Here is a 25,827-nt window from a genome sequence, read left to right as displayed (position 1 = left end):
TTCTTACTTTCAGGTTCTATTAATTGGGAATTCAGGCCTTGAGCAGCGCGTCGAGCTCGCCGGCGCGCTCCAGGGCGAACAGGTCGTCGCAACCGCCCACGTGGGTGTCGCCGATCCAGATCTGCGGCACGGAGGTACGCCGGGCCTTCTGGGTCATTTCGGCGCGCAGTTGCGGCTTGCCGTCGACCTTGATCTCTTCGAAGGCTACGCCCTTGTTCTTGAGCAGCATCTTGGCTCGGGAGCAATAGGGGCAGTAATCGCTGGAATAGACAACTACGTGGGGCATGTCACTTCACCAGGGGCAGATTGTCGGCTTTCCAGCTCGCAACGCCACCAGACAGTTTGGCGGCGGTGAAGCCGGACTTCATCAGTTCGCGGGCAAGGGTACCGGCCTGCTGGCCTTGGGCGTCGACCAGGATCAGCGTCTTGGCCTTGTGTTTTTCCAGTTCGGCCACACGAGCGATCAGTTTGTCCTGAGGAATGTTCAGCGCGCCGACGATGTGACCGGCGGCGTAATCCTTGGTCGGACGGATGTCGACCACTACGCCGGCGTCCTTGTTGACCAGCGCGGTCAGCTCACCGGTGCTCAGGCTGCGTCCGCCGCCCTGCATCGTGTGGGCAACCAGCAACGCCAGCAGTACGACGAAGATACCGACGAGAATGTAGTGGTTAGTGGCAAATTCAATCAGGTGAGCAACCATCGAAGGAGGTTCCAGGGCGTTAAAATGTCGGCCAGTATACACAGCACGCAAGGCCGGCCAAACCCCGCCCGGCGGTGACGGCACCGGAACTTACCTTTAAACTGCCCGTCCCTTTTCCATCGTCTTCTTTTAACCAGCCACGAGTGGATTCCATGACTACCACGCCTAAACCTTTGGTCCTGATGATTCTGGACGGCTTCGGTCACAGTGACAGCCACGAATCCAACGCCGTCTACGCGGCCAGGAAGCCTGTGCTGGATCGCCTGTGGGCCACCGTGCCGAACGGCTTGATCTCCGGCAGCGGCATGGACGTCGGCCTGCCCGACGGGCAGATGGGCAACTCCGAAGTCGGCCACATGAACCTCGGCGCCGGCCGCGTGGTGTATCAGGACTTCACCCGCGTGACCAAATCGATCCGCGACGGCGAGTTTTTCGAAAACCCGACCATTTGCGCCGCCGTGGATAAAGCCGTGGCCGCCGGCAAGGCCGTGCACTTCATGGGCCTGCTGTCCGACGGTGGCGTGCACAGCCATCAGGACCACCTGATCGCCATGGCCGAGTTGGCCGCCAGGCGCGGCGCTGAAAACATCTACCTTCACGCCTTCCTGGATGGCCGTGACACGCCGCCGAAGAGCGCCGAATCGTCGATCAAATTGCTGGATGACACGTTCAAGACCCTCGGCAAGGGCCGGATCGCCAGCCTGATCGGCCGTTACTTCGCCATGGACCGTGACAACCGCTGGGACCGCGTCGCCCAGGCCTACAACCTGATCGTCGACGGCAATGCGGAATTCCACGCCGCCACCGCGCAAGAAGGCCTGCAAGCTGCCTACGAACGTGGTGAAAGCGACGAGTTCGTCAAGGCCACAACCATCGGCGAGCCGGTAAAAGTCGAAGACGGCGACGCCGTGGTGTTCATGAACTTCCGCGCCGACCGTGCCCGCGAACTGACTCGCGTATTCGTCGAAGAAGATTTCAAGGAATTCGAGCGCGCCCGCCAGCCGAAGCTGGCCGGTTTCGTGATGCTGACCCAATACGCCGCCAGCATTCCCGCGCCATCGGCCTTCGCCGCCGGCAGCCTGGAAAACGTGCTGGGTGACTACCTGGCGAAAAACGGCAAGACCCAGCTGCGCATCGCGGAAACCGAGAAGTACGCCCATGTGACGTTCTTCTTCTCCGGCGGCCGCGAAGAGCCCTTCCCGGGCGAAGAGCGCATCCTGATCCCGTCGCCGAAGGTCGCCACCTACGATCTGCAACCGGAAATGAGCGCGCCGGAAGTGACCGACCGCATCGTCGACGCCATCGAGAACCAGCGTTACGACGTGATCGTGGTCAACTACGCCAACGGTGACATGGTCGGTCACAGCGGCGTGTTCGACGCAGCGGTCAAGGCGGTGGAATGCCTGGACACCTGCGTCGGTCGCATCGTCGAGGCGCTGGAAAAAGTCGGCGGCGAAGCGCTGATCACCGCCGACCACGGCAACGTCGAGCAAATGTCCGACGAATCCACCGGCCAGGCCCACACGGCCCACACCACTGAGCCGGTGCCATTCATTTATGTCGGCAAGCGTGACTTCAAGGTCCGCGACGGCGGCGTATTGGCCGACGTCGCACCGACCATGCTGATGCTGCTGGGCATGGAACAGCCGGCGGAGATGACCGGGACTTCGATCCTGGTCTGACCCAGACGTACCTGTGTGGGAGCGAGCCTGCTCGCGAAAACGGTATGACAGCCAACATCACCGTTGGATGTTATGGCCTCTTCGCGAGCAGGCTCGCTCCCACAGAGGGTTTGGTGTTTTTTCGGCCAGTTATCACACAGCCCCAAATGGGCGTTTTTTTTGCAGCGTGGGGCGGGCATACTAGGCCGTCCCTTTCCCTGGTGCCACTCGCCTCTATGCTCCGCGTCCTGATAGCCCTTGCTCTGACCTGCCTGCTCCAACCGGCCTTCGCGGACGAGCGCGCGCAAACCCAACAACAGTTGGAAGCCACGCGCCAGGACATCGCCGAGCTGAAGAAGCTGCTGAACAAGTTGCAGGAAGAAAAATCCAGCGTGCAGAAAGACCTGCGCGGCACCGAAACCGAGATGGGCAAGCTGGAGAAGCAGGTCGACGCCCTGCAGAAAGAGCTGAAGAAAAGCGAATCCGAGTTGCAACGCCTCGATGGAGAGAAAAAAAAACTCCAGAGCGCGCGCACTGAACAGCAAAAGCTGATCGCCATCCAGGCTCGGGCGGCCTACCAGAACGGTCGCCAGGAATACCTCAAATTGCTGCTCAACCAGCAGAATCCCGAGAAATTCGCCCGCACCCTCACCTATTACGACTACCTGAGCCAGGCCCGCCTGGAGCAGCTCAAGAGCTTCAATGAAACCCTGCGCCAGCTGGCCAATGTCGAGAAAGACATCGAGCTGCAGCAAGCCCAGTTGCTCGTGCAGAAAAGCAGCCTCGACACCCAGCGTGAAGAACTCGAGAAGGTTCGCAAGGAGCGCCAGGTGGCCCTGGCCAAGCTCAATGACGACGTGAAGGCTCGCGACAGCAAGCTCAAGGCCCGCGAACAGGACCAGGCCGAACTGGCAAATGTCTTGAAAACCATCGAGGAAACCCTGGCTCGCCAGGCTCGGGAGGCGGAAGAAGCGCGGCAGAAAGCGCTGATCGCCCAGCAGGAAGCCGAAAAAAAGCGTTTGCGTGAAGCCCAGGCCGACGCCGATGCCGGCGAAGCCCCGCGCAAGCCGGCCAAATCCAGCCCCGGCGCAGTGGTTTCCAGCGATGGCGAAACCTTCGGCGGCGCTTTTGCTTCAGCCCGGGGCAAACTTCCATGGCCGGTCAATGGTCGATTACTTGCACGCTTCGGTGAAACCCGTGGCGACGACACCCGCACCAAGTGGGACGGCGTGATGATCAGCGCTTCCGCCGGCAGCCAGGTGCACGCTGTACATGGCGGGCGCGTGGTGTTTGCCGACTGGCTGCGCGGTGCCGGCCTGCTGGTGATCCTCGATCACGGCAACGGATACCTGAGCCTTTACGGCCATAACCAGACGCTGCTCAAATCGGCGGGTGATGTGGTCAAGGCCGGCGAGTCCATCTCCACGGTCGGCAACAGTGGCGGGCAGGACACGCCAGCACTGTATTTTGCTATTCGCCAGCAGGGTCGCCCCAGTGACCCGGCACAATGGTGTCGTGCGCAAGGATAAGCGCGCCCATCCAACTCAGGAGTTCGTTCGACATGCTGCATTTGTCCCGCCTCACCTCGCTGGCCCTGACGATCGCCCTCGTGATCGGCGCGCCCCTGGCTTTCGCCGCGCAACCCGCGCCGGCGTCGACCGCCGCTACGGCCGCCACCACCAAGGCCCCGCTGCCGTTGGATGAACTGCGCACCTTTGCCGAAGTCATGGACCGGATCAAAGCCGCGTACGTGGAACCGGTGGACGACAAGATGCTGCTGGAAAACGCCATCAAAGGCATGCTCAGCAACCTTGACCCGCATTCGGCCTACCTGGGCCCTGAGGATTTTGCCGAGTTGCAGGAAAGCACCAGCGGCGAATTCGGCGGCCTGGGCATCGAGGTCGGCAGCGAAGACGGTTTCGTCAAAGTGGTCTCGCCGATCGACGATACGCCCGCCTCCAAGGCTGGCATCCAGGCTGGCGACTTCATCGTCAAGATCAACGGCCAACCGACCCGTGGCCAGAGCATGACCGAAGCCGTGGACAAGATGCGCGGCAAGATCGGCGAAAAAATCACCCTGACCCTGGTGCGCGACGGCGGTACGCCATTCGACGTGACGCTGACCCGGGCGGTCATCCAGGTCAAGAGCGTGAAGAGCCAACTGCTGGAGTCCGGCTACGGCTACATCCGCATCACCCAGTTCCAGGTCAAGACCGGCGAAGAAGTCGCCAAGGCCCTGGCCAAGATGCGCAAGGACAACGGCAAGAAGCTCAACGGCCTGGTCCTGGACTTGCGCAACAACCCCGGCGGCGTCCTGCAATCGGCTGTGGAAGTGGTGGACCATTTCATCACCAAGGGCCTGATCGTCTACACCAAGGGCCGCATCGCCAATTCCGAGCTGCGCTTCTCGGCCACCGGCAACGACCTCAGCGAAGCCGTGCCACTGGTCGTGCTGATCAATGGCGGCAGCGCGTCGGCGTCGGAAATCGTCGCCGGTGCTCTGCAAGACCAGAAACGTGGCGTTGTCATGGGCACCACCAGTTTCGGCAAGGGCTCGGTGCAGACCGTGTTGCCGCTGAACAACGACCGCGCCCTGAAAATCACCACCGCGCTGTACTTCACGCCCAACGGCCGCTCCATCCAGGCCCAGGGCATTGTCCCGGACATCGAGGTGCGCAAGGCCAAGATCACCAGCGAGGCGGACAGCGAGTACTTCAAGGAAGCCGACCTGCAAGGTCACTTGGGCAATGGCAACGGCGGCGCGGACAAACCGACCGGTTCCGGCGCCAAGGCCAAGCCGATGCCGCAGGATGACGACTATCAGTTGGCCCAGGCCTTGAGCCTGCTCAAAGGGTTGAACATCACGTCCGGCCGCTGAGATGGGCCAGCGTTTCATTTTCGTCCTGTTGTGCCTGCTGGCGGGAGCCGTTAACGCGGCTCCCGCCACAGCTTCCCCGCCGCAGAAGGCTTACCTGAGCCTGATCATCGATGACCTGGGGCAGAATCTGCCCCGGGATCGCCGTGTACTGGCCCTGTCCGGTCCGGTCACCGCGGCAGTCATGCCCGACACGCCCCACGCCGCCGAAATCGCCCGCGAGGCTCATCGCGCCGGCAAACTCGTCATGCTGCACATGCCCATGGACCCGGCCACCGGGCCGTTCGCCTGGCATCCGGAATTATCCATCGAAGAATTGGGCAAGCGCCTGGACGCCGCGTTTGCCGCGGTGCCCTACACCAGCGGTATCAACAACCACATGGGCAGCCGCATGACCGCGCAACCCCAGGCGATGGCATGGCTGATGGCGAATCTGCAACAGCGTCACAAGTTTTTCGTCGACAGCCGCACCAGCGCGCAGACGGTCGCGGCTGCCGAAGCACAAAAGATCGGCCTCGCCAGCGTGTCGCGGGATGTATTTCTTGATGACGAGCGCACCGAAGCGGCTATCGCCGGCCAGCTTCAGGTCGCCATCAATCTGGCTCGGCGGCAGGGCTCGGCCGTGATGATCGGCCATCCCTATCCGCAGACCCTCGCCGTGCTCGAGCGCGAACTGCCCAAGCTCAAGGCCCAGGGCATCGAGTGGATCGACATCAAGTCGATGATCAGCCTGCGCAGCAACCGAGCGATGGCCGGGCACGGGAAGGATGGGGTTTATCGTTAGGCTTGGCGTCTCAGAGATAGCGCGCCATGATCGCGTCCACTTCGCCTTCCTTGCGCAGCTCATCCAGAGCCTTTTGCAGGCGGCTCACCACCTCGTCCGGCACGTCCTTGTTCAAGGCCAGGTAGAGCTCGGCACTGTTGAATCGCAGTACGGTCTTGAGATCGCTCACTCCCTCCTGACGCGCCAGATAACGCCCTGCCGGGTCGCCGGTAGCCCATAGGTCTATCTGGCCATTGACGAGTTTTCTGGCGTTGTCCTGATCGCGCAACACGACAATGGGTTTGAGCCCCTGTTTGGCCAATGTTTCGGCAATTGCATCGCCCTTGTAGGCGCCAATCCTGTACTGACGCGCCTGCTCCAACGAGTCGAGGGCAATCTTGCTGTCGGCCTTGGCGAGCATGATCCAATCGTCCGGGCCGATGGGGCCAACCCATTTGAAGAGCTTTTCGCGCTCAGGCAGCCGAGCCGTTACAAACACCCCATAACCGGGTTTTTCCAAGGCAAGCTTGTAGATTCGTTCCCAGGGAAAACGCAGCGTCAGGCTGTAGGAAATATCGGCGCGTTTGAATATCTCGCGGACGATGTCCACCGCAATGCCATGGATGTTTTCGTCTTGGGCGAAGTTCTTGCCGTTCTTCGCCATGTTGTAGGGCGGAAAGTTCTCCGTCAGCAATACCAGGCCAGCATCGCGGCCGTCCCCGGCCTGCGCCCCGCTCATGAACAGCAGGAAAGTACTGGTAACAACAACTAGAGCGCGTTTGAACATATCTGATTACCCGGGTCCATGGCGTGTTCCAGATTGCCTTGGGCCCGCCGACGTGTCTACCGTCGTTTCACATCAAACACCTGACCAAACAGGATGCGCGCAAACGCAACCTTGGCGGCGGTAATTAGTTACCACCTTCCATCACGCCGAGGCTGATTAATTAACGAAGCCGGTCAAGACCGGCCCCAATTAATCAAAGGCATGACTCAATGAAAACGATCTACTTGTTACTGGGCGGTCTGTTTTGCCTGTCTGGCGCACTGAGCGTTGCACATGGCAAAGACTATGGCGAAGGGGTTCAGAACTTCGCCGACTCAAAAATCCTGAACAACAAAGATGGCTCACATGACCATTGGCAGGGTATTGGACGCTTCTCTACGATGAACGGGAATTGTACTGCGACACTTCTCGATACCCATGACCCTTCCGGGACAACGCCCACGCCCGCCTACGTGTTGACCTCGGGACATTGCACCGAGCTGACCAACGCAAACATCGTGACCAACAAGCCAATCCTCGGCGTCATGCAGTTCAACTATTCGCCGATACCGCCCCCTACCTGACTTACCCGATGAAAAAAATCGCGTGGAGAAGCATCCAGGGCGTAGACATGGCAATCATTGAACTGGACGTCAGCCTGCAAACCTTGCTCAAGGATGGGATACAGCCATTGGGCCTGGCCACCGAGCGTCCCGTCGACGGGACGGATGTCCTGATCGTAGGCGCGCCAGTCCACGATCAGAACACGCTGCGGCTGGCTGCCTGTACCTTGCAACCTGCCCAGGAGATCGTGGAGGGCCGCTGGGTCTGGCGTAACACGCTGATGACCCGCTGCAAGGATATGAAAGGTGGTGGCTCCGGCAGCCCGCTACTGGAGCGCCGTACCAATAAGATCATCGGCGTGATAGGCACTGGCAACCTGACCATCCAAGCCCACCCCTGCGAGCAGCACGCTCCTTGCACTCCGGTTGGCGACAGCTATAAAGCGATACCGGACGATGTTTATGGGAATCCTACGGATTTTCTCAGCCGCTGCTTTGTAGAGGGCCTCTTCGTTCAAGACGTGAATTCGTCTTGCCCGCTGTATCCGGTCTTTTCCGTCAGCGCCGCAGCGGACAGCCCGCAAAGATACATAAGAATTGGGAAAAAAGACGACGGCACTGCAGAGATCCCGACCTGGAACTACCACTTCACAATCAACACGCCGTTCTATCGTCATAAGACCGTTCGAACCGCAATGGATTGCGAAAGGCCGCAAGACTACAGCGGAGTAACAAGTGCGCGGGACGCTTTCATAAACACCGGGATAGGCGACCAGGTGGGCATGTACTTCCTGTGCATCGTGGGTGTCGACTCCGCTGATCAACGCCCCTCAGAGGGGCTCATAAACAACGTGTTGTCCCTTCCGGTCGAAATTCTCGACAACGCTCCAACAGCTCAGCCTGAGTTGAGTTTCACTGCAGGCGTGCAACTGTCGACAGCTGCGAATGAACTGCCACATCGAACCTACGCCTACAAGTTCGGCCCGACAGAGTCGACTGACTGTTCAGACAAAACCGATTACAGCAACATCGAATACATAGACGCATGGCTGGACAATTCGGATCTGCCTGGAAAGCTCTGCACCATTGCCTATGACATATCCAGACAAGCATCCGAGCCAAGAATGGACATCCTGAACCCTACCCCGCTCAAGGATATCCAGGACTCGCCCTGATTCGCCCTCGGCTCGCCTGCCGGACTCTCGGCTTATCTGACGCAGATACCGCGCTGGGCCATGTAGGCCTTGGCTTCCGGCACGGTGTATTCGCCAAAGTGGAAAATGCTCGCCGCCAATACCGCGCTGGCGTGGCCTTCCAGAATGCCATCGGCCAAGTGCTGCAGGTTGCCAACGCCGCCGGAAGCGATCACCGGAATGCCCAAGGCATCGCTGATGGCACGGGTGACGCCGAGATCGAAGCCATTCTTCATGCCGTCCTGGTCCATGCTGGTCAGCAGGATTTCTCCGGCGCCCAGGCCTTCCATCTTCTTGGCCCATTCAACGGCGTCCAGCCCGGTTGGCTTGCGCCCGCCATGGGTGAAGATTTCCCAGCGCGGGGTTTCGCCCGGGCCGGAGACCTTCTTCGCGTCGATCGCCACGACGATGCACTGCGAGCCGAAATGCTCGGCCGCCTCGCCGACGAATTCCGGGTTGAACACCGCCGCGGTGTTGATGGACACCTTGTCCGCGCCGGCATTGAGCAGGTTGCGGATGTCCTGCACGCTGCGCACGCCACCGCCCACGGTCAGCGGGATGAACACCTGGCTGGCCATGCGCTCGACGGTGTGCAGCGTGGTATCGCGGCCGTCGACGCTGGCCGTGATATCCAGGAAAGTAATCTCGTCCGCACCCTGCTCGTCATAACGACGGGCGATTTCCACCGGGTCGCCAGCGTCACGGATGTTCTCGAACTTGACGCCCTTGACCACCCGGCCGTTATCCACGTCCAGGCAAGGGATGATGCGTTTGGCCAGCGCCATGATGAGTCCTCAGCCTTTATAGGAATCGCAGAAGGCCTGGGCCTCGGCGACGTCCAGGGTACCTTCATAGATCGCGCGACCGGTGATCGCACCGATGATGCCCGGCGCCCTGGCGTCGAGCAGTGCCTTGATGTCGCCCAGGTTGTGGATGCCGCCGGAGGCGATCACCGGGATCTTCGTGGCGGCGGCCAGGGCAGCGGTGAACGGAACGTTGCAGCCCTGCATCATGCCGTCCTTGGCAATGTCGGTGTAGACGATGGCGGACACGCCGTCGGCTTCGAAACGCTTGGCCAGGTCGATCACTTGCACGGTACTCACTTCAGCCCAGCCGTCGGTGGCGACAAACCCGTCCTTGGCGTCGAGGCCAACGATGACCTTGCCCGGGAAGGCACGGCAGGCTTCGGCGACGAACTCGGGTTCCTTGACGGCCTTGGTGCCGATGATCACGTAGCTCACGCCGGCCTTGACGTAGTGCTCGATGGTCTCCAGCGAACGAATGCCGCCGCCGATCTGGATCGGCAGGTTCGGGTACCGCTTGGCGATGGCCGTGACCACTTCACCGTTGACCGGCTGGCCTTCGAAGGCACCGTTCAGGTCAACCAGATGCAGGCGACGGCAACCGCCCTCCACCCACTTGGCGGCCATGCTCACCGGGTCGTCGGAAAACACCGTGGAGTCTTCCATGCGGCCCTGGCGCAGACGGACACAAGCGCCGTCCTTGAGATCGATAGCGGGGATAATCAGCATCTGGCAAACCTTCAAATACGAAAATTCAGCTTGGCTCGAAAATCAGTTTTTCTCGAGCGCCCACAAGTCGCTTTCGATGCTTTCGAACCTTTCCTTAAGGTGCGCCTGCACATCGAAAATCGCCCTGTTGTAATAGTGCGGAGCAATTTCGCGGGTAAACAGATCAAGAATTTCCGCCGCTTCGAACGAGCCAAGGTCCAGCTCGAAACGCTCCTCCATGAACCGCTGGATCTTGCGGTTCGCCTCACTTTCCTGCTCAGGCGTGAGGGTGAGGATCGGCGGTTTCTTGCGGGCCATTACCAGCGCCCGTCCCACGCCGCGAAGTTCTGCAGCAGTTGCAGGCCATGGGTATGGCTCTTCTCCGGGTGAAACTGCACGGCGAAGCGCGAGCCATCGGCCAGGGCCGCGGCGAAATCGACACCATAGTGACCGCTGCCCACCACCTGCCGGGCATTGCCGGCGGCGATGTAGTAGCTGTGCACGAAGTAGAAACGCGCGAGGTCCGGAATATCGTGCCACAGCGGGTGGTCCACTGTTTGCCGCACTTCGTTCCAGCCCATGTGCGGCACTTTCAAGTGCTCGCTGTCTTCATGCAGGTCCTTGCCAAAGAACTTGACCTGGCCCGGGAACAGCGAGATGCAATCGACCCCGTCGTTCTCTTCACTGCGATCGAGCAAAGCCTGCATGCCCACGCAGATGCCGAGGAACGGGCGATCCTGGCTGACTTCGTGCACCAGCTTGTCGAAGCCCAGGCGCCGAATCTCGGCCATGCAGTCGCGAATCGCGCCGACACCGGGAAACACCACCCGGTCGGCTTCGCGAATCACGTCGGCATCGCTGGTGATCAATACCTTGCCGGCGCCTACGTGCTCGAGGGCCTTGGCCACCGAGTGCAGGTTGCCCATGCCGTAATCGATAACCGCAACCGTCTGCATTACAGGACGCCTTTGGTGGAAGGCATCTGGCCGGCCATGCGGTCATCGAGCTCGACAGCCATGCGCAGCGCGCGGCCGAACGCCTTGAACACGGTTTCGATCTGGTGATGGGTGTTGTGCCCACGCAGGTTGTCGATGTGCAGGGTCACGTTGGCGTGATTGACGAAGCCCTGGAAGAACTCTTGGAACAGGTCGACGTCGAAGCCGCCGACGGTGGCGCGGGTGTACGGCACATGCATCTGCAGGCCAGGGCGGCCCGAGAAGTCGATGACCACGCGCGACAGCGCTTCATCGAGCGGCACGTAGGCATGGCCGTAGCGACGGATGCCCTTCTTGTCGCCGATGGCTTTGGTGAAAGCCTGGCCCAGCGTGATACCGACATCTTCGACGGTGTGATGGTCGTCGATATGCAGGTCGCCCTTGCTGACGATGTCCAGGTCGATCAGCCCGTGACGGGCGATCTGGTCGAGCATGTGCTCAAGAAAAGGCACGCCGATATCAAACCGGGCCTTTCCGGTGCCATCCAGGTTGATCGAGGCTTTGATCTGGGTTTCCAGAGTGTCGCGCTCGACAGACGCCTTACGTTCGGCCATCACCAGCTCCGCAAAATCATTGGGCGAAAAAGGCAGCCATTATAGGGGCGCGAGCGGCAAACAGAAACAAAAGAGGTGACACCGCTGACGGGCTGAAACCGATGCGGCGGCGTTAGACATGTCCGTACAAGTCTTCCAGGACTCATAAAAACAAATGTGGGAGCGAGCCTGCTCGCGAAAGCGGTGCGTCAGAAGACACTGTTGTCGACTGACACGCCCCATTCGCGAGCAGGCTCGCTCCCACAAGGATTGCCCTGACCCGCTGGCCAGGGCAACGGTTTTAGCGGAACAACACCGCCGTCTTCTGCAGGGTCACCCACACACCCCACGCCAGCGGAATGCCCACCACCAGCCAGGCGGCGATCGCCAGGGGCTTGGTGCCCGGTGCGGCTTTCCACTCCAGGGAAGTGGTGCTGTCGGCGCCCTTGTCGTGGCCCAGCGCTTGCTCTGCGGCCAGTTCGGCGTCGGTCATGAAGTACTTGTCGGCGACCGGGCGAACCATCAGGTTGCACAGGAAGCCCAGCACCAGCAGGCCGGCGAGGATGTACAGGGTGATGTCATAGGCCGCGGCGCGTTCAACGCCGATGCTCAGTTGATATTCACGCAAGTAGTTCACCAGTACCGGACCCAGTACGCCGGCTGCCGCCCAGGCGGTCAACAGGCGACCGTGGATCGCACCGACCATTTGCGTACCGAACAGGTCCGCCAGGTAGGCCGGCACGGTGGCGAAACCGCCGCCGTACATCGACAGGATGATGCAGAACGCCGCCACGAACAGCGCGACGCTGCCCAGGTGGCCCAGGCTCGGGATCAGAGCATACAAGGCCACGCCCAGGGCAAAGAACACGAAGTAGGTGTTTTTGCGACCCAGGTAGTCCGAGAAGGAGGCCCAGAAGAACCGGCCACCGATGTTGAACAGGCTCAGCAGACCGGTGAAACCGGCTGCAATGGCAGCGATCTGGCCCAGTTGCGCGGCGTCCAGCTGACCGAACGGCAGGTCGTTTCCGAGCAATTTGCCGCCGAACACTTCCTGCAGCAGTGGCGAAGCCATGCCCAGGATGCCGATACCGGCGGATACGTTCAGGCACAGCACCAGCCAGACCAGACGGAACTGCGGGGTTTTCCAGGCAACGTTCACGTGAACGTGGCGATGGGTGATCATTGCGTTCGCGGCTTTTTTCGGTGCAGGGTTCCAGCCCTCAGGCTTCCAGCCGGTCGGCGGAACGCGATACGACAGGGCGCCACCGATCATGAACACGAAGTAGATCGCGGCCATCACCAGGAAGCTCTGCCATACGCCCACGTCGGTTGGCGTAGCGAAATGGCTCATCAGCGCTGCAGCCAACGGGGCACCCACCATCGCGCCACCACCGAAGCCCATGATCGCCATGCCGGTCGCCATGCCGCGCTTGTCCGGGAACCACTTGATCAGCGTCGAGACCGGGGAGATATAGCCCAGGCCCAGGCCGATACCACCGATGACACCGGAGCCGACCCACATCAGCCAGATCTGATGGGTATAGATACCCAGCGCCGAAATCAGCAGGCCACCGCACCAGCACAGGGCCGATACCACGCCAGCCTTGCGCGGACCGGCATGTTCCAGCCAGCCGCCCCAGATGGCTGCCGAGCAACCCAGGAAAATGAAGAACAGGGTGTAGATCCAGCCGAGCATCGAGATCGGCCAGTCACATTGGGACGAAAAGACTTGCGAGATGAAGCTCATGTCCGGCGCGCAGGCTACCGGCTTAGTGATGCCCATGGCCTTGGACAGCGGCAACCAGAACACCGAAAAGCCGTAGGCCATGCCGATGCACAGGTGAATGGCCAGCGCGGCCGGTGGCACCAGCCAGCGGTTGAAGCCGGGCTTGGCGATAATGCGTTCCTTGGAGAGGAACGCAGGCTGGTCGGCAACGCCGTCCGCCGTAATGCTCGTGCTCATTGTGTATCCCCCAGTTATTGGAATAGGTTCGCCAGCCACGCATCACCCTCAGTCTTCATTTGCACGCAGGCATGACTGTATTTTGCGGTGAAGCTCCATTTTGGTGCGACATCACGTCGCAGAAGGACGGGCGAACTGACAAAGGTTACCATTTGCTCGTGACAGAAAAACCAAAGTGCTATCACCTTTTTTCTGTCATTCGTCTTATCGCGCCTCTTCTCACTTTCTGTAGGGCGTTATTCGTTTATTTTTCAGGAATGTTCATGCCCATCGTTGTCGAGCGTTTGAATGAAGCCACTCATCAGGATCTTCAGGACCTGCAGAAAATCTACCAGGACGCCCCGGCCTGGCTGTTCGAGCCGTTCAGCGATGCCGGGCAGTTGATCAACAGGTGCCTGACGGAAGGTACGCTGATTGCGGCACGGTTCAACGACCGGCTGCTCGGCGCCGCACGCCTGCAACGGCACCAGGACGCTTGGTACTTGTCTCACCTGTGCGTAAGAAAGGTTACCCGCCGCCGTGGCGTAGCTGAGCGCCTGGTGAGCGAGGCACGGAGGATGGCTCGAGAAGATGACGCCAGGCTTCGGCTCGAGGCACCGGCCGGGCATCTGGAGGTGCAGGCCTTGGCGGCAAAGCTGAAGTTGTCTCTCGATATTTGCTGACCTTTGTGGCGAGGGGATTTATCCCCGCTGGGGTGCGAAGCGCCCCTAAAACCAAACGCCGAGGTTTACCGACTGATCTACATCGCTTGCATCAGGGTTGCTGCGCAACCCGACGGGGATAAATCCCCTCACCACAGGTCTATGCCCAGCAGGTCTGCGGTAAGACAGATCACCCAACGCTCCACCAACCCGGGACGTTATACTCTCCGGTAAAATTTGAACTCAACCTACAAGGATTCGCCCATGAAAGCGTTCGGCAAAATCCTGGGTCTGGTACTTCTCGGGCTGTTGCTGATCATTGTGGCCCTGGGCTTTGCCCTGACCCACCTCTTCGATCCCAACGACTATAAGGAAGAGATCCGCCAGATAGCCCGCGACAAGGCCCACATCGAGCTGACCCTCAATGGCGATATCGGCTGGAGCCTGTTTCCATGGCTGGGTCTTGAATTGCACGAAGCCAGCGTTGCGACCCTGGCCAATCCGACCCAACCCTTTGCCGACCTGCAGATGCTTGGGCTTTCAGTCCGGGTGATGCCGCTTTTGCGCCGTGAAGTGCAAATGAGTGACGTACGGGTCGAAGGCCTGAACCTGCGGCTCAACCGCGACAAGAACGGTCATGGCAACTGGGAAGACATCGGCAAGGCGCCCGCCTCCACGACCGCTACGAAGGCGCCGGCGCCAACCGAACAGCCCGCCCCGCCGGCCAACGCTCCGACAGAGAAACCGGCCCAACCCACTCGCCTGGACATCGACAGCCTGACCGTGAACAACGCCCGGGTCGAATACAGCGACGAGCAGACCGGCAAGCTGTTTACCGCTGAAAGCATCCAGTTGAGCACCGGCCCGATCCACGATTCCACCAATATCCCGGTGACCCTCACGGCTTTCCTGTCCAGCAACCAGCCGGCTGTTCGGGTGCGCACCGAGGTGACTGGCGAGCTGCGCTTCGAACGCGCACTGCAACGCTACAAATTCGAAGACCTGAAGCTGTCCGGTGAAGCCACCGGCGATCCGTTGCAAGGCAAGACCGTGAGCTTTGCGGCGCAAGGGCAACTGTTCCTCGACAGGGCAGCCAACGTTGCCGAATGGACCGGTATCAAGCTTTCCTTGAACCAGCTTCGCGCCTTGGGCGAGCTGAAGGTCAACGATCTCGACAAAACGCCGCAGCTGAATGGCGGCGTGTCGATTGCGTCATTCGACCTGGCCAGCTTCATCGATAGCATCGGCCAGAAACTGCCGGCGATGGCCGATGGCAGCCTGAGCAAGGTCGAGCTGGCGAGCCGCATTGCAGCCACACCGACCAGCGTCGAGCTCAACGACATCAACCTGAAAATCGATGAGAGCAATTTCAGTGGTCGCATCGCCGTGGAAGATATTGCCAAGCAGTCGCTGCGTGCCCAGCTCAAGGCCGACACCTTCAATGTTGATCGCTACCTGCCGCCAAAGTCCGCCGAAGCCAACAGCGCCAAGGCTGCCCGCGAGGCCGAAGTCAGCAACACCGAGGCCAGCGCCATGGCCGGTGCCGGCAGCTCACCGCTACCAAGCGCCCCGACCCAAGGCGCGTGGAGCAATGATCGATTGTTCCCGGTGGAGCGCCTGAGCAAGCTCGATATCGATGCCGACCTGAGCTTCGGCCAACTGACCCTCGACAAGCTGCCCATCCAGAATGCCGCGCTGAAGGCCACCGGGCTCGGCGGCCTGTTGACGCTGGAAAACCTGCGGGGCGATTTGTATAACGGCAACTTCGAAGCCAAGGGCACGCTGGACGTGCGCCAGCCCACGCCGCAGTTGAGCCTGCAAACCCGCATCAACCGGGTGCCGGCCGACAAGATCATCGAAAGCCAGGGCAAAAATCCGCCCGTCAAGGGCCTGGTGACGCTCAACAGCGCCGTCACCGCCAGCGGCAACAGCCAGAAGGCCCTGATCGACAGCCTGAACGGCAATGCCGGGTTCGTCATCAATGACGGCGTGCTGCTCAATGCCAACCTCGAACAGCAGCTGTGCAAAGGCATCGCCACGCTGAACCGCAAGAGTCTCAGCGGTGAACCGCGCGGCAAGGACACACCGTTCCAGCAACTCGACGGCAGCCTTACCTTCCACAATGGCGTGGCCAGCAACCCGGACTTGAAAGTGCGCATCCCCGGCATGACGGTCAATGGCAACGGTGACATCGACCTGCGTGTATTGGGCATGGACTACCGCGTCGGCGTCATCGTTGAAGGCGACAAGAGCGACATGCCCGACCCGGCCTGCCAGGTCAACGAGCGTTATGTCGATGTCGAGTGGCCGTTACGCTGCCGAGGCCCGCTGGAGCTGGGCGCGAAAGCCTGCCGCCTGGACAACGACGGGCTGGGCAAGGTTGCCGCGAAACTGGCCGGCGACCGCCTCGGCGACAAGATCGACGAGAAGCTCGGCGACAAGGTCAGCCCCGAGCTCAAAGACGCGCTCAAGGGGCTGTTCAAGCGATGACATCCGAGCAATTTTCCAGCGCCGTATTGGATTGGTTCGACCGCCACGGGCGTCATGACCTGCCCTGGCAGCAAGACATCTCCCCGTATCGGGTATGGGTCTCGGAGATCATGCTCCAGCAGACCCAGGTCAGCACCGTGCTCAATTACTTCGACCGGTTCATGGCCGCCCTGCCTACCGTCCAGGCCCTTGCCGCCGCGCCGGAGGATGAAGTGCTGCACCTGTGGACCGGGTTGGGCTACTACACCCGCGCTCGTAATCTGCAGAAAACCGCGAAAATCGTCGTCGAGCAATATGGCGGCGAATTTCCCCGGCATGTGGAGAAGCTCACCGAACTGCCGGGAATCGGCCTATCCACCGCTGGCGCGATTGCCAGCATCAGCATGGGCCTGCGGGCGCCGATTCTCGATGGAAACGTCAAGCGGGTGCTGGCGCGCTTTACTGCCCAGGAAGGCTACCCAGGCGAGCCAAAGGTTGCGAAACAGCTCTGGGCCACCGCCGAACGCTTTACCCCTCAGGATCGGGTCAACGCCTACACCCAGGCGATGATGGACCTGGGCGCCACGCTCTGTACCCGCAGCAGACCCAGTTGCCTGCTCTGCCCGCTGGAAAAAGGCTGCGAGGCCCACATGCTGGGCCTGGAAACCCGCTATCCGATTCCCAAGCCGCGCAAGGAAGTGCCCAAGAAACGCACCTTGATGCCGATGCTGGCTAACCGCGAAGGCGCCATCTTGCTTTACCGCCGCCCATCCACCGGTTTGTGGGGCGGTCTGTGGAGCCTGCCGGAACTCGACGACCTCGACGACCTGCAACACCTGGCCCTGCAACATTCGCTGGAGCTGGGTCAGCAACAGGCAATGCCAAGCCTGGTACACACCTTCAGCCACTTCCAGTTGGCAATCGAACCCTGGCTGGTCCGGGTCCGCGAAACCGGCCATCACGTGGCCGAGGCCGACTGGCTCTGGTATAACCTCGCCACCCCGCCGCGCCTGGGCCTCGCCGCCCCGGTCAAGACATTGCTCGAACGCGCGGCCGCTGTATTGAACGCAGGAGAGTTGCAATGACCCGCACCATCATGTGCCGCAAGTACAAAGAACAGCTGGAAGGCCTGGAGCGCGCACCGTTTCCCGGTGCCAAGGGCCAGGACATCTACGACAACGTATCAGCCAAGGCCTGGGGCGACTGGCAAAAACACCAGACGCTGCTGATCAACGAAAAACGCCTGAACATGATGAATGCCGAAGATCGCAAATATCTTCAAGGGGAGATGGACAAGTTCTTTTCCGGCGAAGAATACGCCAAGGCCGAGGGCTACGTGCCGCCCTCCGAATAAGCTGCCCGGAGCGGGGGCGAATCGTAAGCGACGGTAATAGTTAAATATTTTTTGATAACTTGCTTGACGCCCCCCTGAAAAACCCGTTTAATGCGCCCCGTTGCCCAGATAGCTCAGTCGGTAGAGCAGGGGATTGAAAATCCCCGTGTCGGCGGTTCGATTCCGTCTCTGGGCACCAAATACCGAAACCCCGATCAAGAAATTGATCGGGGTTTTTTATTGTCCGGGATTTCCTTCCTGCATCCTGTCGACTCAGCTACATTCGTCCGCCCCCTCCTCCTGCATGCGAGTCGACATGGATATCACCGGCATCCCCTTCGGCACTACCGACTGGTCCACCATCGAACCCACCGAACACAAAGGCATTACCGGAACCGCTTACTGGCGCACGCAGCATTTCGGCAGCGTTCGGGTACGGATGGTGGAATATACGGCCGGCTACCTGGCCGACCATTGGTGCACCAAGGGCCATATCCTGCTCTGTCTCAAAGGCGAGCTGAACACCGAGCTCGAAGACGGCCGGCAATTCCTGCTCAAGCCCGGCATGAGCTACCAGGTGGCCGACCAGGCCGAGCCTCATCGCTCCTCCACTCCATCCGGGGCGACGCTGTTCGTGGTGGATTGAGATTCGAAGCGTTCGCGTCGAAGCTGTAGGATAGATGGCCTTATCCATAAGGAATCCGACCATGCCATCGGCGAACAAACAGCAAAAACGCAGCCAGCGTGCCAAGGAGAAAGCCAAGAAGAATCGCATTCAGCGTGCCGCTGCGCCGAACGACTTCCTGGACCCGAACGACGAGCGCATCGACCTGGAAACCGTGGACCTGTCTGACCTGTTCCGCATCATGAGCGCCGCCGAGAAGGTCAGTCAGAAAGCCATGTGCGAAGCGTTCTTGGGCCATCCACTGCTGGCGCTCGTGCTAGAACAGGAAGGCGAGGAAGAAGCGACCGACTTCATCATTACCGCCTTGATCGAATACCGTCGCCTGACCACGGGCGTCGATGAGCAGACTGCCCTGGATTGGGTGGAAAGCAAGCAGTTCCAGGCTGATTATGTCGCCGCATCCCAGGCGCTGACGCAAGGCCAAGGCTGACTTCAGTCTGCGGCTGGCGGTGGATGATACGCTGATGGGACGGCTCCTACAGACCAAGCTCCACCAGCATGGGCGGCGTCATACCCGTCCTGCATCAATCAGCTATTTTTCCTCCAAAGCAATCAGCTCCGTCTGACATCATCGAAGCTTTCATGGGAGCATTCTTCTGGTCCGCCCCTTCCAATGGCTGGACACTTCGATGAAGCCGATACTGCCCCAAGACGATCCACAGCTCGCGCCCTTGATCAACGAACTAGGCGAGCTGATTCGCCAGGCACGCCAGAAAGTGTTGCGTGCCGTTGACACTCTCCAGGTACAGACCTGCTGGCAGATCGGCCGGCACATCATCGAGTTCGAGCAAGGAGGCGTCGAACGCGCGGCTTATGGCGCAAGGTTGCTAGCGTCCTTGGCGAAGGTGCTGACGGGGCGGTTTGGGAAAGGGTTTGATGAACGTAACCTGCGGCATATGCGGGATTTTTATCTGAAGTTTTCAATTTGGAACGCAGTGCGTACCGAATTGAGCTGGACCCATTACCGCACGCTTCTGCGGGTAGTACACGACAACACTCGACATTGGTACATGAACGAAGCCGCCACCCAGAACTGGTCCACCCGCGCCTTGGAGCGCCAGATCGGCACGTTCTATTACGAACGCCTCCTGGCAAGCCGCGATCGACCTGCGGTAGAGCAGGAAGCAAGCGCAAGGCGCTGGATTGCGAACGGGCGCGGCTTGAGGAGTCCCCCCCGGACGCAGCGACCTGAAGAAATGAAGCCGTTATCGAAACGCATACTCAAAAAACCCATGTAGTATTGATGCGTTTTTTTTCAGCAACGCTCCAGCCAACGAGCATCACTCTGCATGTCACCGGCCGCAACCCACCCCTCTTTGATCCAGGCATTGCGGACTGAAACCGCCGAGTTGCATGTCGCCTTGGAAAAACGCCTGCCGTTTTTTTCGGAACGGCTGAACCTGGACCTATACCGGCGCCTGATGGCGGCCTATTACGGTTTTTACCAGCCTTTGGAACAACGGCTTCAGGTATTGGCATTGATTCCGTCCGGGCTGGACCAATCCCTGCGCATCAAGCTTCCGGTATTGCGGACCGATCTCACGGCGCTGGGCATGGATGCAGCCGCTATCGAAGCGCTGCCCGTTTGCCAGCAACTGCCGCAGATCAACTCCCGCGCGGCCGCCCTCGGGGTTTCCTACGTGCTGGAAGGAGCGACCCTCGGCGGACAGATTCTGCGACGCAGGGTGGCGGAGCAGCTTGGCCTGGATGCCTCCAGCGGCGCTGCCTTTCTCAACGTGTATGGTGAACTCACCGGCCGCCGCTGGAAGGATTTCCTCCAATACCTGGACGACAGGAACCTTGGCGAACCCCAGACGCTCGAAGTCACACGCGCCGCCAGGTCGACGTTTACTCATTTTGAACACTGGCTGGACAGCCAAAAGGTACTGCTATGACCCCGGAAAACCAGGAAGCCTTCGAAGAACTGCTGGCTAATTGCGCAGACGAACCGATTCGCTTCCCCGGCGCCATCCAGCCTCATGGCGTGCTGCTGATGCTGTCCGAGCCAGACTTCGTAATCCGTCAGGTCAGCGCCAACGTCTTGCAATTGATGGGACAGGATCCCTACAGATTGCTGGACCAGACGCTTGATGCACTGGTGGGACTGGAGCAGGCAGAAGCCATCCTCATTGCCTGCCACGCGCCCCCGGAAAGCGACAACGTGCCCGTAGCCATTGTCGTGAACCAGCAGCGTTTTGACGCCTTGGTGCATCGCCATCAGGGCGCCCTGATCATCGAGCTGGAACAACACCTGAGCGACTATCGCCCCGAAGGCGTCAGCGGCGAGGCCAACCTGGGCCGTATGCTCCAGCGCCTGCAAAGCGCAAAAGATCTTCAAGCCCTGTACGAAATCAGCGTGCGGGAAATCCAGGCCATGACCGGCTACGACCGCGTGCTGATCTATCGTTTTGAGGAAGAAGGCCACGGGCAGGTCATCGCCGAAGCCAGCGCGCCATCGATGGAGCTTTACAAGGGGCTGTTTTTCCCAGCCTCGGATATTCCCGAGCAGGCCCGTGAGCTGTATCGCACCAACTGGTTGCGCATCATCCCCAACGCCGACTACACGCCGATACCCCTGGTGCCCGAGCTGCGCCCCGATACCCAAGCGCCGCTGGATCTGAGTTTTTCGACGCTGCGCAGCGTCTCGCCGATTCACCGTCAATACATGAAGAACATGGGCGTGCTGTCGTCGATGAGCATCTCGTTGATGAAAGGCGAGCAACTGTGGGGCTTGATCAGCTGCGGCAATCGCCAGCCGCTGCTCGTGCCCCATGAAATGCGCATGGCCTGCCAGACCATCGGCCAGATCCTGTCACTGCAGATCAGCGCCATGGAAACCCTTGAACTGACTCGGCAACGGGACGCCAAGCTGGAGGACCTACAGGCGCTTGCCGCCGCCATGGCCGAATCCAGCGAAAACGTCTTCGATGGCCTGTGCCGCGAGCCACAACGCCTGATGGACCTCACCGGGGCCAGCGGCGTTGCGATCTTCGAGGACAACAAACTGCATCGCCACGGTCAGTGCCCCGAACCGGAGCAAATCCGCGAATTGCACAAGTGGATATTGGCAACAGGTCAGCCGGTCTTCTCTCACCATAACCTGGGCAGCGTTTTCGCCCCGGCCAAGGCTTTTCAGGATGTAGCGAGCGGGGTGCTGGCGATTCATCTGCCCAAGCCTGTGGAAAATGGCGTGCTGTGGTTCCGTCCCGAAGTGAAGCAAACCATCAATTGGAGCGGTGACCCGCAAAAACCCCTCGACCTGGAAGACAGCGAGACCGGATTACGCCTGCGGCCGCGCACCTCGTTTGAAATCTGGAAAGTCGAGATGGACGGTATCAGCGCCAAGTGGAGCCATGGCGACTTGTTCGCCGCCAACGACCTGCGCCGCTCGGCCCTGGAAAATGATCTGGCCCGACAGGTACGCAAGGAGCGCCAGGCGGTGCAAGCACGCGATGAACTGGTGGCGGTCGTGTCCCATGATTTGCGCAACCCGATGACGGTCATTTCCATGCTCTGCGGCATGATGCAAAAGGCCTTCAGCTCCGACGGCTCACACAGCTCGAAGCGAATTGCCTCGGCCATCGACACCATGCAACAAGCCGCCAGTCGCATGAATGCACTGCTGGAAGATCTGCTCGACACCTCGCGCATCGACGCCGGGCGCTACACCATCAACCCTCAGCCGATGGACGTCAGCCAGATCTTCGAAGACGCCTGTTCGCTACTGACGCCGCTGGCCTCCGCCAAGGCAATCAATATTTCTTTCCATGCCGAGCCCAACCTCAAGATCAACGCAGATCCCGAGCGGCTGTTCCAGGTGCTGTCCAACCTGATCGGCAATGCCATCAAATTCACGCCGCAGCAAGGGACCGTGGGCATCAGCGCGATGTCGGTGGGCGATGAGATCGTGTTCAGCGTCCGCGATACCGGTGAAGGCATCGCCCCCGAGCAGTTGCCGCATGTTTTTGACCGCTACTGGACGACCAAGGAAGGCAACCCGAATGGCACCGGACTTGGGCTGTATATATCCAAGGGGATTGTCCAGGCTCATGGCGGTAAACTGCACGCCGAAAGCCAGCCAGGCCAGGGCAGTGAATTCCGCTTTACCGTGCCGAAAATCGACTGAGCCGGGCACCGCCCCCTAACGAATTGGAAACCGAAGCCCAATGGCCTCACTGAACAAGCAGCAGAAACGCGCCAAGCGTGCCAAAGACAAAGCCAAGCAGATCCGCATGACCGGGCGTAAATCCATCCCGATGTATGGCGATCCGGCCCATGCAACCGCCCAGCCACCGGTTTACGTACAGGAGTTGTTCGTCAAGCTGCGCGACGCCGAGGCCGTCAGCCGCAGCGAAATGCTCGACACATTGCTGGCAAACGTCAGCGAAATGATCATCGAGCGCCCAGGCCTGCTGGATCTGAAGAACGCCGAAAACGAGAGCATGGCCGCCACCAACCTGGCTGCCGACATGCTGGTGGACTACCGCATGTGGGTCGACGACATGGACCGCGAGGCGGCCCAGCGCTGGCTCAGCACGCCGGAGTTCATCAAGGACTTCAGCGAGGCGCTGGACCGTTATCGCCAGTCTATGGAAGAGCCCGTCGGCGAATAAGCGGGGTGGCTACTCGCCGCTGTTCCAGTGGAATACCAGCTTGCGCGCGGCTCCGCTGCCCACATCGGCGGTGTCGCGGCGCTCCTCCCCGTTGCGCGTCGCCACCACGCTGTACTTGCCCGGCGGCAATTGCACATATACCAGCGGGCCCGCATCGCTGAGCGTCAGTAATGTTTGTCCTGATGAGTTCTGCACAGTCACGTCCACATCCGGAACGTATTTGTTCTCCGGGCCGATCGCAAAAGTCATGTGCAGGTTGTAACCCTGGGCCTGCCCGATGGCCCGGGCTTCGTCTTCGCCGATGCCGCCGGACAGATAAGTAATGCCGTTCTGCTGCATGGGTTGGATCTGGACGCCTGTGTTGTCGATGGGCGCGAGGTTGGTGGCGTTGAGGGCGAGAGGGAATAGCAGAATGGCGATGGTAACGAAAGGCAACAAAGAACATTGTAGGGATCTCATGATGGAACCTCCCGATCTCTGGAAAAGACTCTATTGTACTTTCGAGTGTGACTACTGATCCTTCATATATGTTTAGATCGATTGGAATTTGCTCATACTGCGGTTCGGAATAGAGGCAGCCAGGAACATTGCCATGACAAATAGCGTTAAACATCAGCAAGGCTGGGACAGATGGTTCGATACTGCTGCCGCAACTGCAGACTTCATGGCAGAACGCGAGCAACCCAAAGCCGCCAAAGATAAACAAACAAATTTTCCTGCGAACAATAAACAGGTACAACACGAACGCTCATCCGGTTAACCCTTCCCACCCCCGCCCAAAGCTGGCACCATCGCGCCTTTTTTTACGCGACTCCCCAGGCAATTCGCTGACAGGCAGGTTCAAACAGCCGTTCGGTTGTTGACGGCGCGACAGTCTGCTGCGCCGATGCGACAAGCCGCCGCAAGTCGCCGGTTTACCGCGCGTAGCGCTGTTGGCGGCCATCCGGACGCATGCTAGCTTGGCCGCCTCGCCAGGAAGGCTGCCGACAGCAAGGGAGCACATATCATGAGGAACGCACATGGCCCAGGCCACGCCCGCGCTTGAAATCCGCAACCTGCACAAACGCTACGGCCAGCTGGAGGTGCTCAAGGGCGTCTCGCTGACCGCTCGCGACGGCGACGTGATCTCGATCCTCGGCTCTTCCGGATCCGGCAAGTCCACGTTCCTGCGTTGTATCAACCTGCTGGAGAACCCCAACCAGGGCCAGATCCTGGTGGCTGGCGAAGAGCTCAAGCTCAAGGCGGCGAAAAACGGCGAACTGGTAGCCGCCGACGGCAAACAGATCAACCGCATACGCAGCGAGATCGGTTTTGTCTTCCAGAACTTCAACCTCTGGCCGCACATGAGCGTACTCGACAACATCATCGAGGCTCCGCGCCGGGTGCTCGGCCAGAGCAAGGCCGAAGCCGTCGAAGTCGCCGAAGCCTTGCTGGCCAAGGTCGGTATCGCCGACAAGCGCCACGCCTACCCGGCCGAACTGTCCGGCGGCCAGCAGCAACGCGCCGCCATTGCCCGTACGCTGGCGATGCAGCCCAAGGTGATTCTGTTCGACGAACCCACCTCTGCCCTTGACCCGGAAATGGTCCAGGAAGTACTTAGTGTGATCCGCGCCCTGGCCGAGGAAGGCCGCACCATGCTGCTGGTTACCCACGAAATGGGCTTTGCCCGCCAGGTTTCCAGCGAAGTGGTATTTCTTCATCAGGGCCTGGTCGAAGAACAAGGAACGCCACAGCAGGTTTTCGAAAGCCCGCTTTCGGCGCGCTGCAAACAATTCATGTCCAGCAACCGCTAACGGAGCAGTACCTATGCAGACCTACAGGAAAATACTCTTGGCCGCTGCGGCCAGCCTGGTCCTTTCGGCCAACGCCATGGCGGACGGCAAACTGAAAATGGGCATCGAAGCAGCCTACCCTCCGTTCAATAACAAGGACGCCAGCGGCCAGGTCGTGGGTTTCGACAAAGACATCGGCGACGCCCTGTGCGCCAAGATGAAAGTCGAGTGCGAAGTGGTCACTTCCGACTGGGACGGGATCATTCCGGCCTTGATGGCGAAGAAGTTCGATTTCCTGATTTCTTCGCTTTCGATCAATGAAGAGCGCAAGCAAGCGGTGGATTTCACCGACCCGTACTACACCAACAAACTGCAATTCATCGCGCCGAAAAACGTCGATTTCAAAATCGATAAAGAGTCTCTTCAGGGTAAGGTCATCGGGACACAGCGCTCCACGCTCGCTGGCACTTGGATGGAAGACAACATGGAAGGTGTCGAAGTGAAACTGTATGACACCCAGGAAAACGCCTACCTGGACCTCACCTCCGGTCGTCTCGACGGAATCCTGGCAGACAAATACGCGAACTACGACTGGCTGAAAACCGACGCTGGCCGGGCTTACGAATTCAAAGGTGACGCGGTGGTAGAGGGCGACAAAATCGCCATCGCCGTGCGCAAGGGTGACAATGAATTGCGCAACAAGCTGAACGCCGCATTAAAAGAGATCGTTGCCGACGGCACCTATAAAAAGATCAACGACAAGTACTTCCCGTTCAGCATCTATTGATCC

Annotated in this window: 28 protein-coding genes, 1 tRNA gene and 1 pseudogene; 20 read left to right on the top strand and 10 right to left on the bottom strand. The window is 60.0% G+C overall.

Translation table 11 applies throughout. From position 1 onward, the window contains the following. Positions 1-31: 31 nt before the first annotated feature. Together grxC and J3P86_RS01605 are read right to left on the bottom strand one after the other, a co-directional pair. Positions 32-286 (bottom strand): glutaredoxin 3, encoded by a 255-nt coding sequence (grxC, locus tag J3P86_RS01610; RefSeq protein WP_434699297.1) that lies wholly within the window; start codon positions 284-286, stop codon positions 32-34. A 1-nt stretch (position 287) separates the two neighbouring features. Next, positions 288-701: a rhodanese-like domain-containing protein gene (locus J3P86_RS01605; RefSeq protein WP_305497431.1), complete on the bottom strand. Its 414-nt coding sequence runs from the start codon at positions 699-701 to the stop codon at positions 288-290. A gap of 152 nt (positions 702-853) precedes the next feature. Here J3P86_RS01605 and gpmI point away from each other — a divergent pair, with 152 nt between their 5' ends. The 4 genes from gpmI (at position 854) to J3P86_RS01585 (ending at position 6,021) form a co-directional block, all read left to right on the top strand. Further along, positions 854-2,383, top strand: a complete 1,530-nt coding sequence (gene gpmI, locus J3P86_RS01600) for a 2,3-bisphosphoglycerate-independent phosphoglycerate mutase (RefSeq protein ID WP_434699296.1) — start codon at positions 854-856, stop codon at positions 2,381-2,383. Positions 2,384-2,598: 215 nt separating this feature from the next. After that, on the top strand, positions 2,599-3,891 hold the full coding sequence (locus J3P86_RS01595) for a murein hydrolase activator EnvC family protein (protein WP_305497433.1): 1,293 nt from the start codon (positions 2,599-2,601) through the stop codon (positions 3,889-3,891). 32 nt (positions 3,892-3,923) lie between these two features. After that, a complete protein-coding gene (locus J3P86_RS01590; RefSeq protein ID WP_434602554.1) occupies positions 3,924-5,240 on the top strand; it encodes a S41 family peptidase in 1,317 nt (438 codons plus the stop codon). Between the two features lies 1 nt (position 5,241). Continuing rightward, positions 5,242-6,021 (top strand): divergent polysaccharide deacetylase family protein, encoded by a 780-nt coding sequence (locus J3P86_RS01585; RefSeq protein ID WP_434626508.1) that lies wholly within the window; start codon positions 5,242-5,244, stop codon positions 6,019-6,021. A gap of 10 nt (positions 6,022-6,031) precedes the next feature. Here J3P86_RS01585 and J3P86_RS01580 read toward each other — a convergent pair whose 3' ends face one another. Continuing rightward, complete coding sequence (locus J3P86_RS01580) at positions 6,032-6,787, bottom strand: substrate-binding periplasmic protein (RefSeq protein WP_434626509.1); 756 nt, start codon at positions 6,785-6,787, stop codon at positions 6,032-6,034. A gap of 209 nt (positions 6,788-6,996) precedes the next feature. Between J3P86_RS01580 and J3P86_RS01575 the strand changes: the two genes are divergently transcribed. Continuing rightward, positions 6,997-7,350 carry a hypothetical protein gene (locus J3P86_RS01575; RefSeq protein WP_434699295.1) on the top strand — a complete coding sequence of 118 codons (354 nt, stop codon included), beginning with the start codon at positions 6,997-6,999 and terminating at the stop codon, positions 7,348-7,350. Then, the gene (locus tag J3P86_RS01570) at positions 7,257-8,504 is read left to right on the top strand and encodes a trypsin-like peptidase domain-containing protein (protein WP_434699294.1); all 1,248 of its coding nucleotides are present in this window, start codon (positions 7,257-7,259) and stop codon (positions 8,502-8,504) included. Before J3P86_RS01575 ends, J3P86_RS01570 begins: the two co-directional genes overlap by 94 nt. Before the next feature lie 32 nt (positions 8,505-8,536). On the opposite strand, the gene hisF is transcribed toward J3P86_RS01570, so the two are convergent. From hisF to J3P86_RS01540, 6 genes are all read right to left on the bottom strand, one after another. Next, positions 8,537-9,307 carry an imidazole glycerol phosphate synthase subunit HisF gene (gene hisF, locus J3P86_RS01565; RefSeq protein ID WP_305497440.1) on the bottom strand — a complete coding sequence of 257 codons (771 nt, stop codon included), beginning with the start codon at positions 9,305-9,307 and terminating at the stop codon, positions 8,537-8,539. A 9-nt stretch (positions 9,308-9,316) separates the two neighbouring features. Continuing rightward, positions 9,317-10,054 (bottom strand): 1-(5-phosphoribosyl)-5-[(5-phosphoribosylamino)methylideneamino]imidazole-4-carboxamide isomerase, encoded by a 738-nt coding sequence (gene hisA / locus J3P86_RS01560; RefSeq protein ID WP_305497441.1) that lies wholly within the window; start codon positions 10,052-10,054, stop codon positions 9,317-9,319. Positions 10,055-10,096: 42 nt separating this feature from the next. After that, on the bottom strand, positions 10,097-10,351 hold the full coding sequence (locus tag J3P86_RS01555) for a DUF2164 domain-containing protein (RefSeq protein WP_030141479.1): 255 nt from the start codon (positions 10,349-10,351) through the stop codon (positions 10,097-10,099). Then, complete coding sequence (gene hisH, locus J3P86_RS01550; protein ID WP_434699293.1) at positions 10,351-10,989, bottom strand: imidazole glycerol phosphate synthase subunit HisH; 639 nt, start codon at positions 10,987-10,989, stop codon at positions 10,351-10,353. Before hisH ends, J3P86_RS01555 begins: the two co-directional genes overlap by 1 nt. Next, positions 10,989-11,582, bottom strand: a complete 594-nt coding sequence (hisB, locus tag J3P86_RS01545) for an imidazoleglycerol-phosphate dehydratase HisB (protein WP_003186751.1) — start codon at positions 11,580-11,582, stop codon at positions 10,989-10,991. Before hisB ends, hisH begins: the two co-directional genes overlap by 1 nt. Before the next feature lie 280 nt (positions 11,583-11,862). Beyond that, on the bottom strand, positions 11,863-13,524 hold the full coding sequence (locus J3P86_RS01540) for an OFA family MFS transporter (protein WP_434626513.1): 1,662 nt from the start codon (positions 13,522-13,524) through the stop codon (positions 11,863-11,865). A 263-nt stretch (positions 13,525-13,787) separates the two neighbouring features. Between J3P86_RS01540 and panM the strand changes: the two genes are divergently transcribed. From panM to J3P86_RS01485, 11 genes and pseudogenes are all read left to right on the top strand, one after another. Next, entirely contained in the window at positions 13,788-14,186 is a 399-nt protein-coding gene (gene panM / locus J3P86_RS01535) for an aspartate 1-decarboxylase autocleavage activator PanM (RefSeq protein WP_434699292.1), read from the top strand. Positions 14,187-14,429: 243 nt separating this feature from the next. Beyond that, the gene (locus J3P86_RS01530) at positions 14,430-16,655 is read left to right on the top strand and encodes an AsmA family protein (protein WP_434699291.1); all 2,226 of its coding nucleotides are present in this window, start codon (positions 14,430-14,432) and stop codon (positions 16,653-16,655) included. Then, positions 16,652-17,719 (top strand): A/G-specific adenine glycosylase, encoded by a 1,068-nt coding sequence (gene mutY, locus J3P86_RS01525; protein WP_434699290.1) that lies wholly within the window; start codon positions 16,652-16,654, stop codon positions 17,717-17,719. The genes J3P86_RS01530 and mutY overlap by 4 nt, the downstream gene beginning before the upstream one ends. Next, a complete protein-coding gene (locus J3P86_RS01520) occupies positions 17,716-17,988 on the top strand; it encodes an oxidative damage protection protein (protein ID WP_003186755.1) in 273 nt (90 codons plus the stop codon). Before mutY ends, J3P86_RS01520 begins: the two co-directional genes overlap by 4 nt. 102 nt (positions 17,989-18,090) lie before the next feature. After that, positions 18,091-18,166 (top strand) — tRNA-Phe (locus J3P86_RS01515). Positions 18,167-18,283: 117 nt separating this feature from the next. Further along, positions 18,284-18,613 (top strand): DHCW motif cupin fold protein, encoded by a 330-nt coding sequence (locus J3P86_RS01510; RefSeq protein ID WP_434570261.1) that lies wholly within the window; start codon positions 18,284-18,286, stop codon positions 18,611-18,613. Between the two features lie 61 nt (positions 18,614-18,674). After that, positions 18,675-19,082 (top strand): hypothetical protein, encoded by a 408-nt coding sequence (locus tag J3P86_RS01505; RefSeq protein WP_434699289.1) that lies wholly within the window; start codon positions 18,675-18,677, stop codon positions 19,080-19,082. 199 nt (positions 19,083-19,281) lie between these two features. Continuing rightward, positions 19,282-19,782 (top strand): annotated as a pseudogene (locus J3P86_RS01500) (DUF1016 N-terminal domain-containing protein); the annotation flags it as partial. 159 nt (positions 19,783-19,941) lie between these two features. Beyond that, positions 19,942-20,547 (top strand): biliverdin-producing heme oxygenase, encoded by a 606-nt coding sequence (locus J3P86_RS01495; protein ID WP_434699288.1) that lies wholly within the window; start codon positions 19,942-19,944, stop codon positions 20,545-20,547. Continuing rightward, positions 20,544-22,778, top strand: coding sequence for an ATP-binding protein (locus tag J3P86_RS01490; protein WP_434699287.1), 2,235 nt, complete (start codon positions 20,544-20,546; stop codon positions 22,776-22,778). Before J3P86_RS01495 ends, J3P86_RS01490 begins: the two co-directional genes overlap by 4 nt. Before the next feature lie 40 nt (positions 22,779-22,818). After that, positions 22,819-23,265: a hypothetical protein gene (locus J3P86_RS01485; RefSeq protein ID WP_434626522.1), complete on the top strand. Its 447-nt coding sequence runs from the start codon at positions 22,819-22,821 to the stop codon at positions 23,263-23,265. A gap of 9 nt (positions 23,266-23,274) precedes the next feature. On the opposite strand, the gene J3P86_RS01480 is transcribed toward J3P86_RS01485, so the two are convergent. After that, positions 23,275-23,724 carry a carboxypeptidase regulatory-like domain-containing protein gene (locus tag J3P86_RS01480; RefSeq protein WP_434699286.1) on the bottom strand — a complete coding sequence of 150 codons (450 nt, stop codon included), beginning with the start codon at positions 23,722-23,724 and terminating at the stop codon, positions 23,275-23,277. 133 nt (positions 23,725-23,857) lie between these two features. Between J3P86_RS01480 and J3P86_RS01475 the strand changes: the two genes are divergently transcribed. From J3P86_RS01475 to J3P86_RS01465, 3 genes are all read left to right on the top strand, one after another. Then, positions 23,858-24,025: a hypothetical protein gene (locus J3P86_RS01475; RefSeq protein ID WP_434626524.1), complete on the top strand. Its 168-nt coding sequence runs from the start codon at positions 23,858-23,860 to the stop codon at positions 24,023-24,025. A 259-nt stretch (positions 24,026-24,284) separates the two neighbouring features. Then, positions 24,285-25,058: an ABC transporter ATP-binding protein gene (locus tag J3P86_RS01470; protein WP_434602538.1), complete on the top strand. Its 774-nt coding sequence runs from the start codon at positions 24,285-24,287 to the stop codon at positions 25,056-25,058. A 13-nt stretch (positions 25,059-25,071) separates the two neighbouring features. Beyond that, positions 25,072-25,824 carry an ABC transporter substrate-binding protein gene (locus J3P86_RS01465; protein WP_434699285.1) on the top strand — a complete coding sequence of 251 codons (753 nt, stop codon included), beginning with the start codon at positions 25,072-25,074 and terminating at the stop codon, positions 25,822-25,824. Positions 25,825-25,827 lie beyond the last annotated feature (3 nt).

The sequence above is a fragment of the Pseudomonas sp. D1-1 genome (assembly GCF_051132225.1).
Taxonomy (GTDB): Bacteria; Pseudomonadota; Gammaproteobacteria; order Pseudomonadales; family Pseudomonadaceae; genus Aquipseudomonas.
Note: the sequence above shows the minus strand (reverse complement) of the source record. Positions and strands in the feature narration are given on the sequence as shown.

Excerpts from the sequence above, each read along its gene's own strand:
- J3P86_RS01490 (WP_434699287.1), top strand. The coding sequence starts at position 20,544 with ATGACCCCGGAAAACCAGGAAGCCTTCGAAGAACTGCTGGCTAATTGC.
- J3P86_RS01505 (WP_434699289.1), top strand. The coding sequence starts at position 18,675 with ATGCCATCGGCGAACAAACAGCAAAAACGCAGCCAGCGTGCCAAGGAG.
- panM (WP_434699292.1), top strand. The coding sequence starts at position 13,788 with ATGCCCATCGTTGTCGAGCGTTTGAATGAAGCCACTCATCAGGATCTT.
- gpmI (WP_434699296.1), top strand. The coding sequence starts at position 854 with ATGACTACCACGCCTAAACCTTTGGTCCTGATGATTCTGGACGGCTTC.
- J3P86_RS01605 (WP_305497431.1), bottom strand. The coding sequence starts at position 701 with ATGGTTGCTCACCTGATTGAATTTGCCACTAACCACTACATTCTCGTC.
- J3P86_RS01590 (WP_434602554.1), top strand. The coding sequence starts at position 3,924 with ATGCTGCATTTGTCCCGCCTCACCTCGCTGGCCCTGACGATCGCCCTC.
- J3P86_RS01470 (WP_434602538.1), top strand. The coding sequence starts at position 24,285 with ATGGCCCAGGCCACGCCCGCGCTTGAAATCCGCAACCTGCACAAACGC.
- J3P86_RS01540 (WP_434626513.1), bottom strand. The coding sequence starts at position 13,524 with ATGAGCACGAGCATTACGGCGGACGGCGTTGCCGACCAGCCTGCGTTC.
- hisF (WP_305497440.1), bottom strand. The coding sequence starts at position 9,307 with ATGGCGCTGGCCAAACGCATCATCCCTTGCCTGGACGTGGATAACGGC.
- J3P86_RS01575 (WP_434699295.1), top strand. The coding sequence starts at position 6,997 with ATGAAAACGATCTACTTGTTACTGGGCGGTCTGTTTTGCCTGTCTGGC.
- J3P86_RS01510 (WP_434570261.1), top strand. The coding sequence starts at position 18,284 with ATGGATATCACCGGCATCCCCTTCGGCACTACCGACTGGTCCACCATC.
- hisH (WP_434699293.1), bottom strand. The coding sequence starts at position 10,989 with ATGCAGACGGTTGCGGTTATCGATTACGGCATGGGCAACCTGCACTCG.
- J3P86_RS01595 (WP_305497433.1), top strand. The coding sequence starts at position 2,599 with ATGCTCCGCGTCCTGATAGCCCTTGCTCTGACCTGCCTGCTCCAACCG.
- mutY (WP_434699290.1), top strand. The coding sequence starts at position 16,652 with ATGACATCCGAGCAATTTTCCAGCGCCGTATTGGATTGGTTCGACCGC.
- J3P86_RS01475 (WP_434626524.1), top strand. The coding sequence starts at position 23,858 with ATGACAAATAGCGTTAAACATCAGCAAGGCTGGGACAGATGGTTCGAT.
- J3P86_RS01555 (WP_030141479.1), bottom strand. The coding sequence starts at position 10,351 with ATGGCCCGCAAGAAACCGCCGATCCTCACCCTCACGCCTGAGCAGGAA.
- J3P86_RS01465 (WP_434699285.1), top strand. The coding sequence starts at position 25,072 with ATGCAGACCTACAGGAAAATACTCTTGGCCGCTGCGGCCAGCCTGGTC.
- J3P86_RS01585 (WP_434626508.1), top strand. The coding sequence starts at position 5,242 with ATGGGCCAGCGTTTCATTTTCGTCCTGTTGTGCCTGCTGGCGGGAGCC.
- J3P86_RS01480 (WP_434699286.1), bottom strand. The coding sequence starts at position 23,724 with ATGAGATCCCTACAATGTTCTTTGTTGCCTTTCGTTACCATCGCCATT.
- hisB (WP_003186751.1), bottom strand. The coding sequence starts at position 11,582 with ATGGCCGAACGTAAGGCGTCTGTCGAGCGCGACACTCTGGAAACCCAG.
- J3P86_RS01530 (WP_434699291.1), top strand. The coding sequence starts at position 14,430 with ATGAAAGCGTTCGGCAAAATCCTGGGTCTGGTACTTCTCGGGCTGTTG.
- J3P86_RS01520 (WP_003186755.1), top strand. The coding sequence starts at position 17,716 with ATGACCCGCACCATCATGTGCCGCAAGTACAAAGAACAGCTGGAAGGC.
- J3P86_RS01495 (WP_434699288.1), top strand. The coding sequence starts at position 19,942 with ATGTCACCGGCCGCAACCCACCCCTCTTTGATCCAGGCATTGCGGACT.
- J3P86_RS01485 (WP_434626522.1), top strand. The coding sequence starts at position 22,819 with ATGGCCTCACTGAACAAGCAGCAGAAACGCGCCAAGCGTGCCAAAGAC.
- grxC (WP_434699297.1), bottom strand. The coding sequence starts at position 286 with ATGCCCCACGTAGTTGTCTATTCCAGCGATTACTGCCCCTATTGCTCC.
- hisA (WP_305497441.1), bottom strand. The coding sequence starts at position 10,054 with ATGCTGATTATCCCCGCTATCGATCTCAAGGACGGCGCTTGTGTCCGT.
- J3P86_RS01580 (WP_434626509.1), bottom strand. The coding sequence starts at position 6,787 with ATGTTCAAACGCGCTCTAGTTGTTGTTACCAGTACTTTCCTGCTGTTC.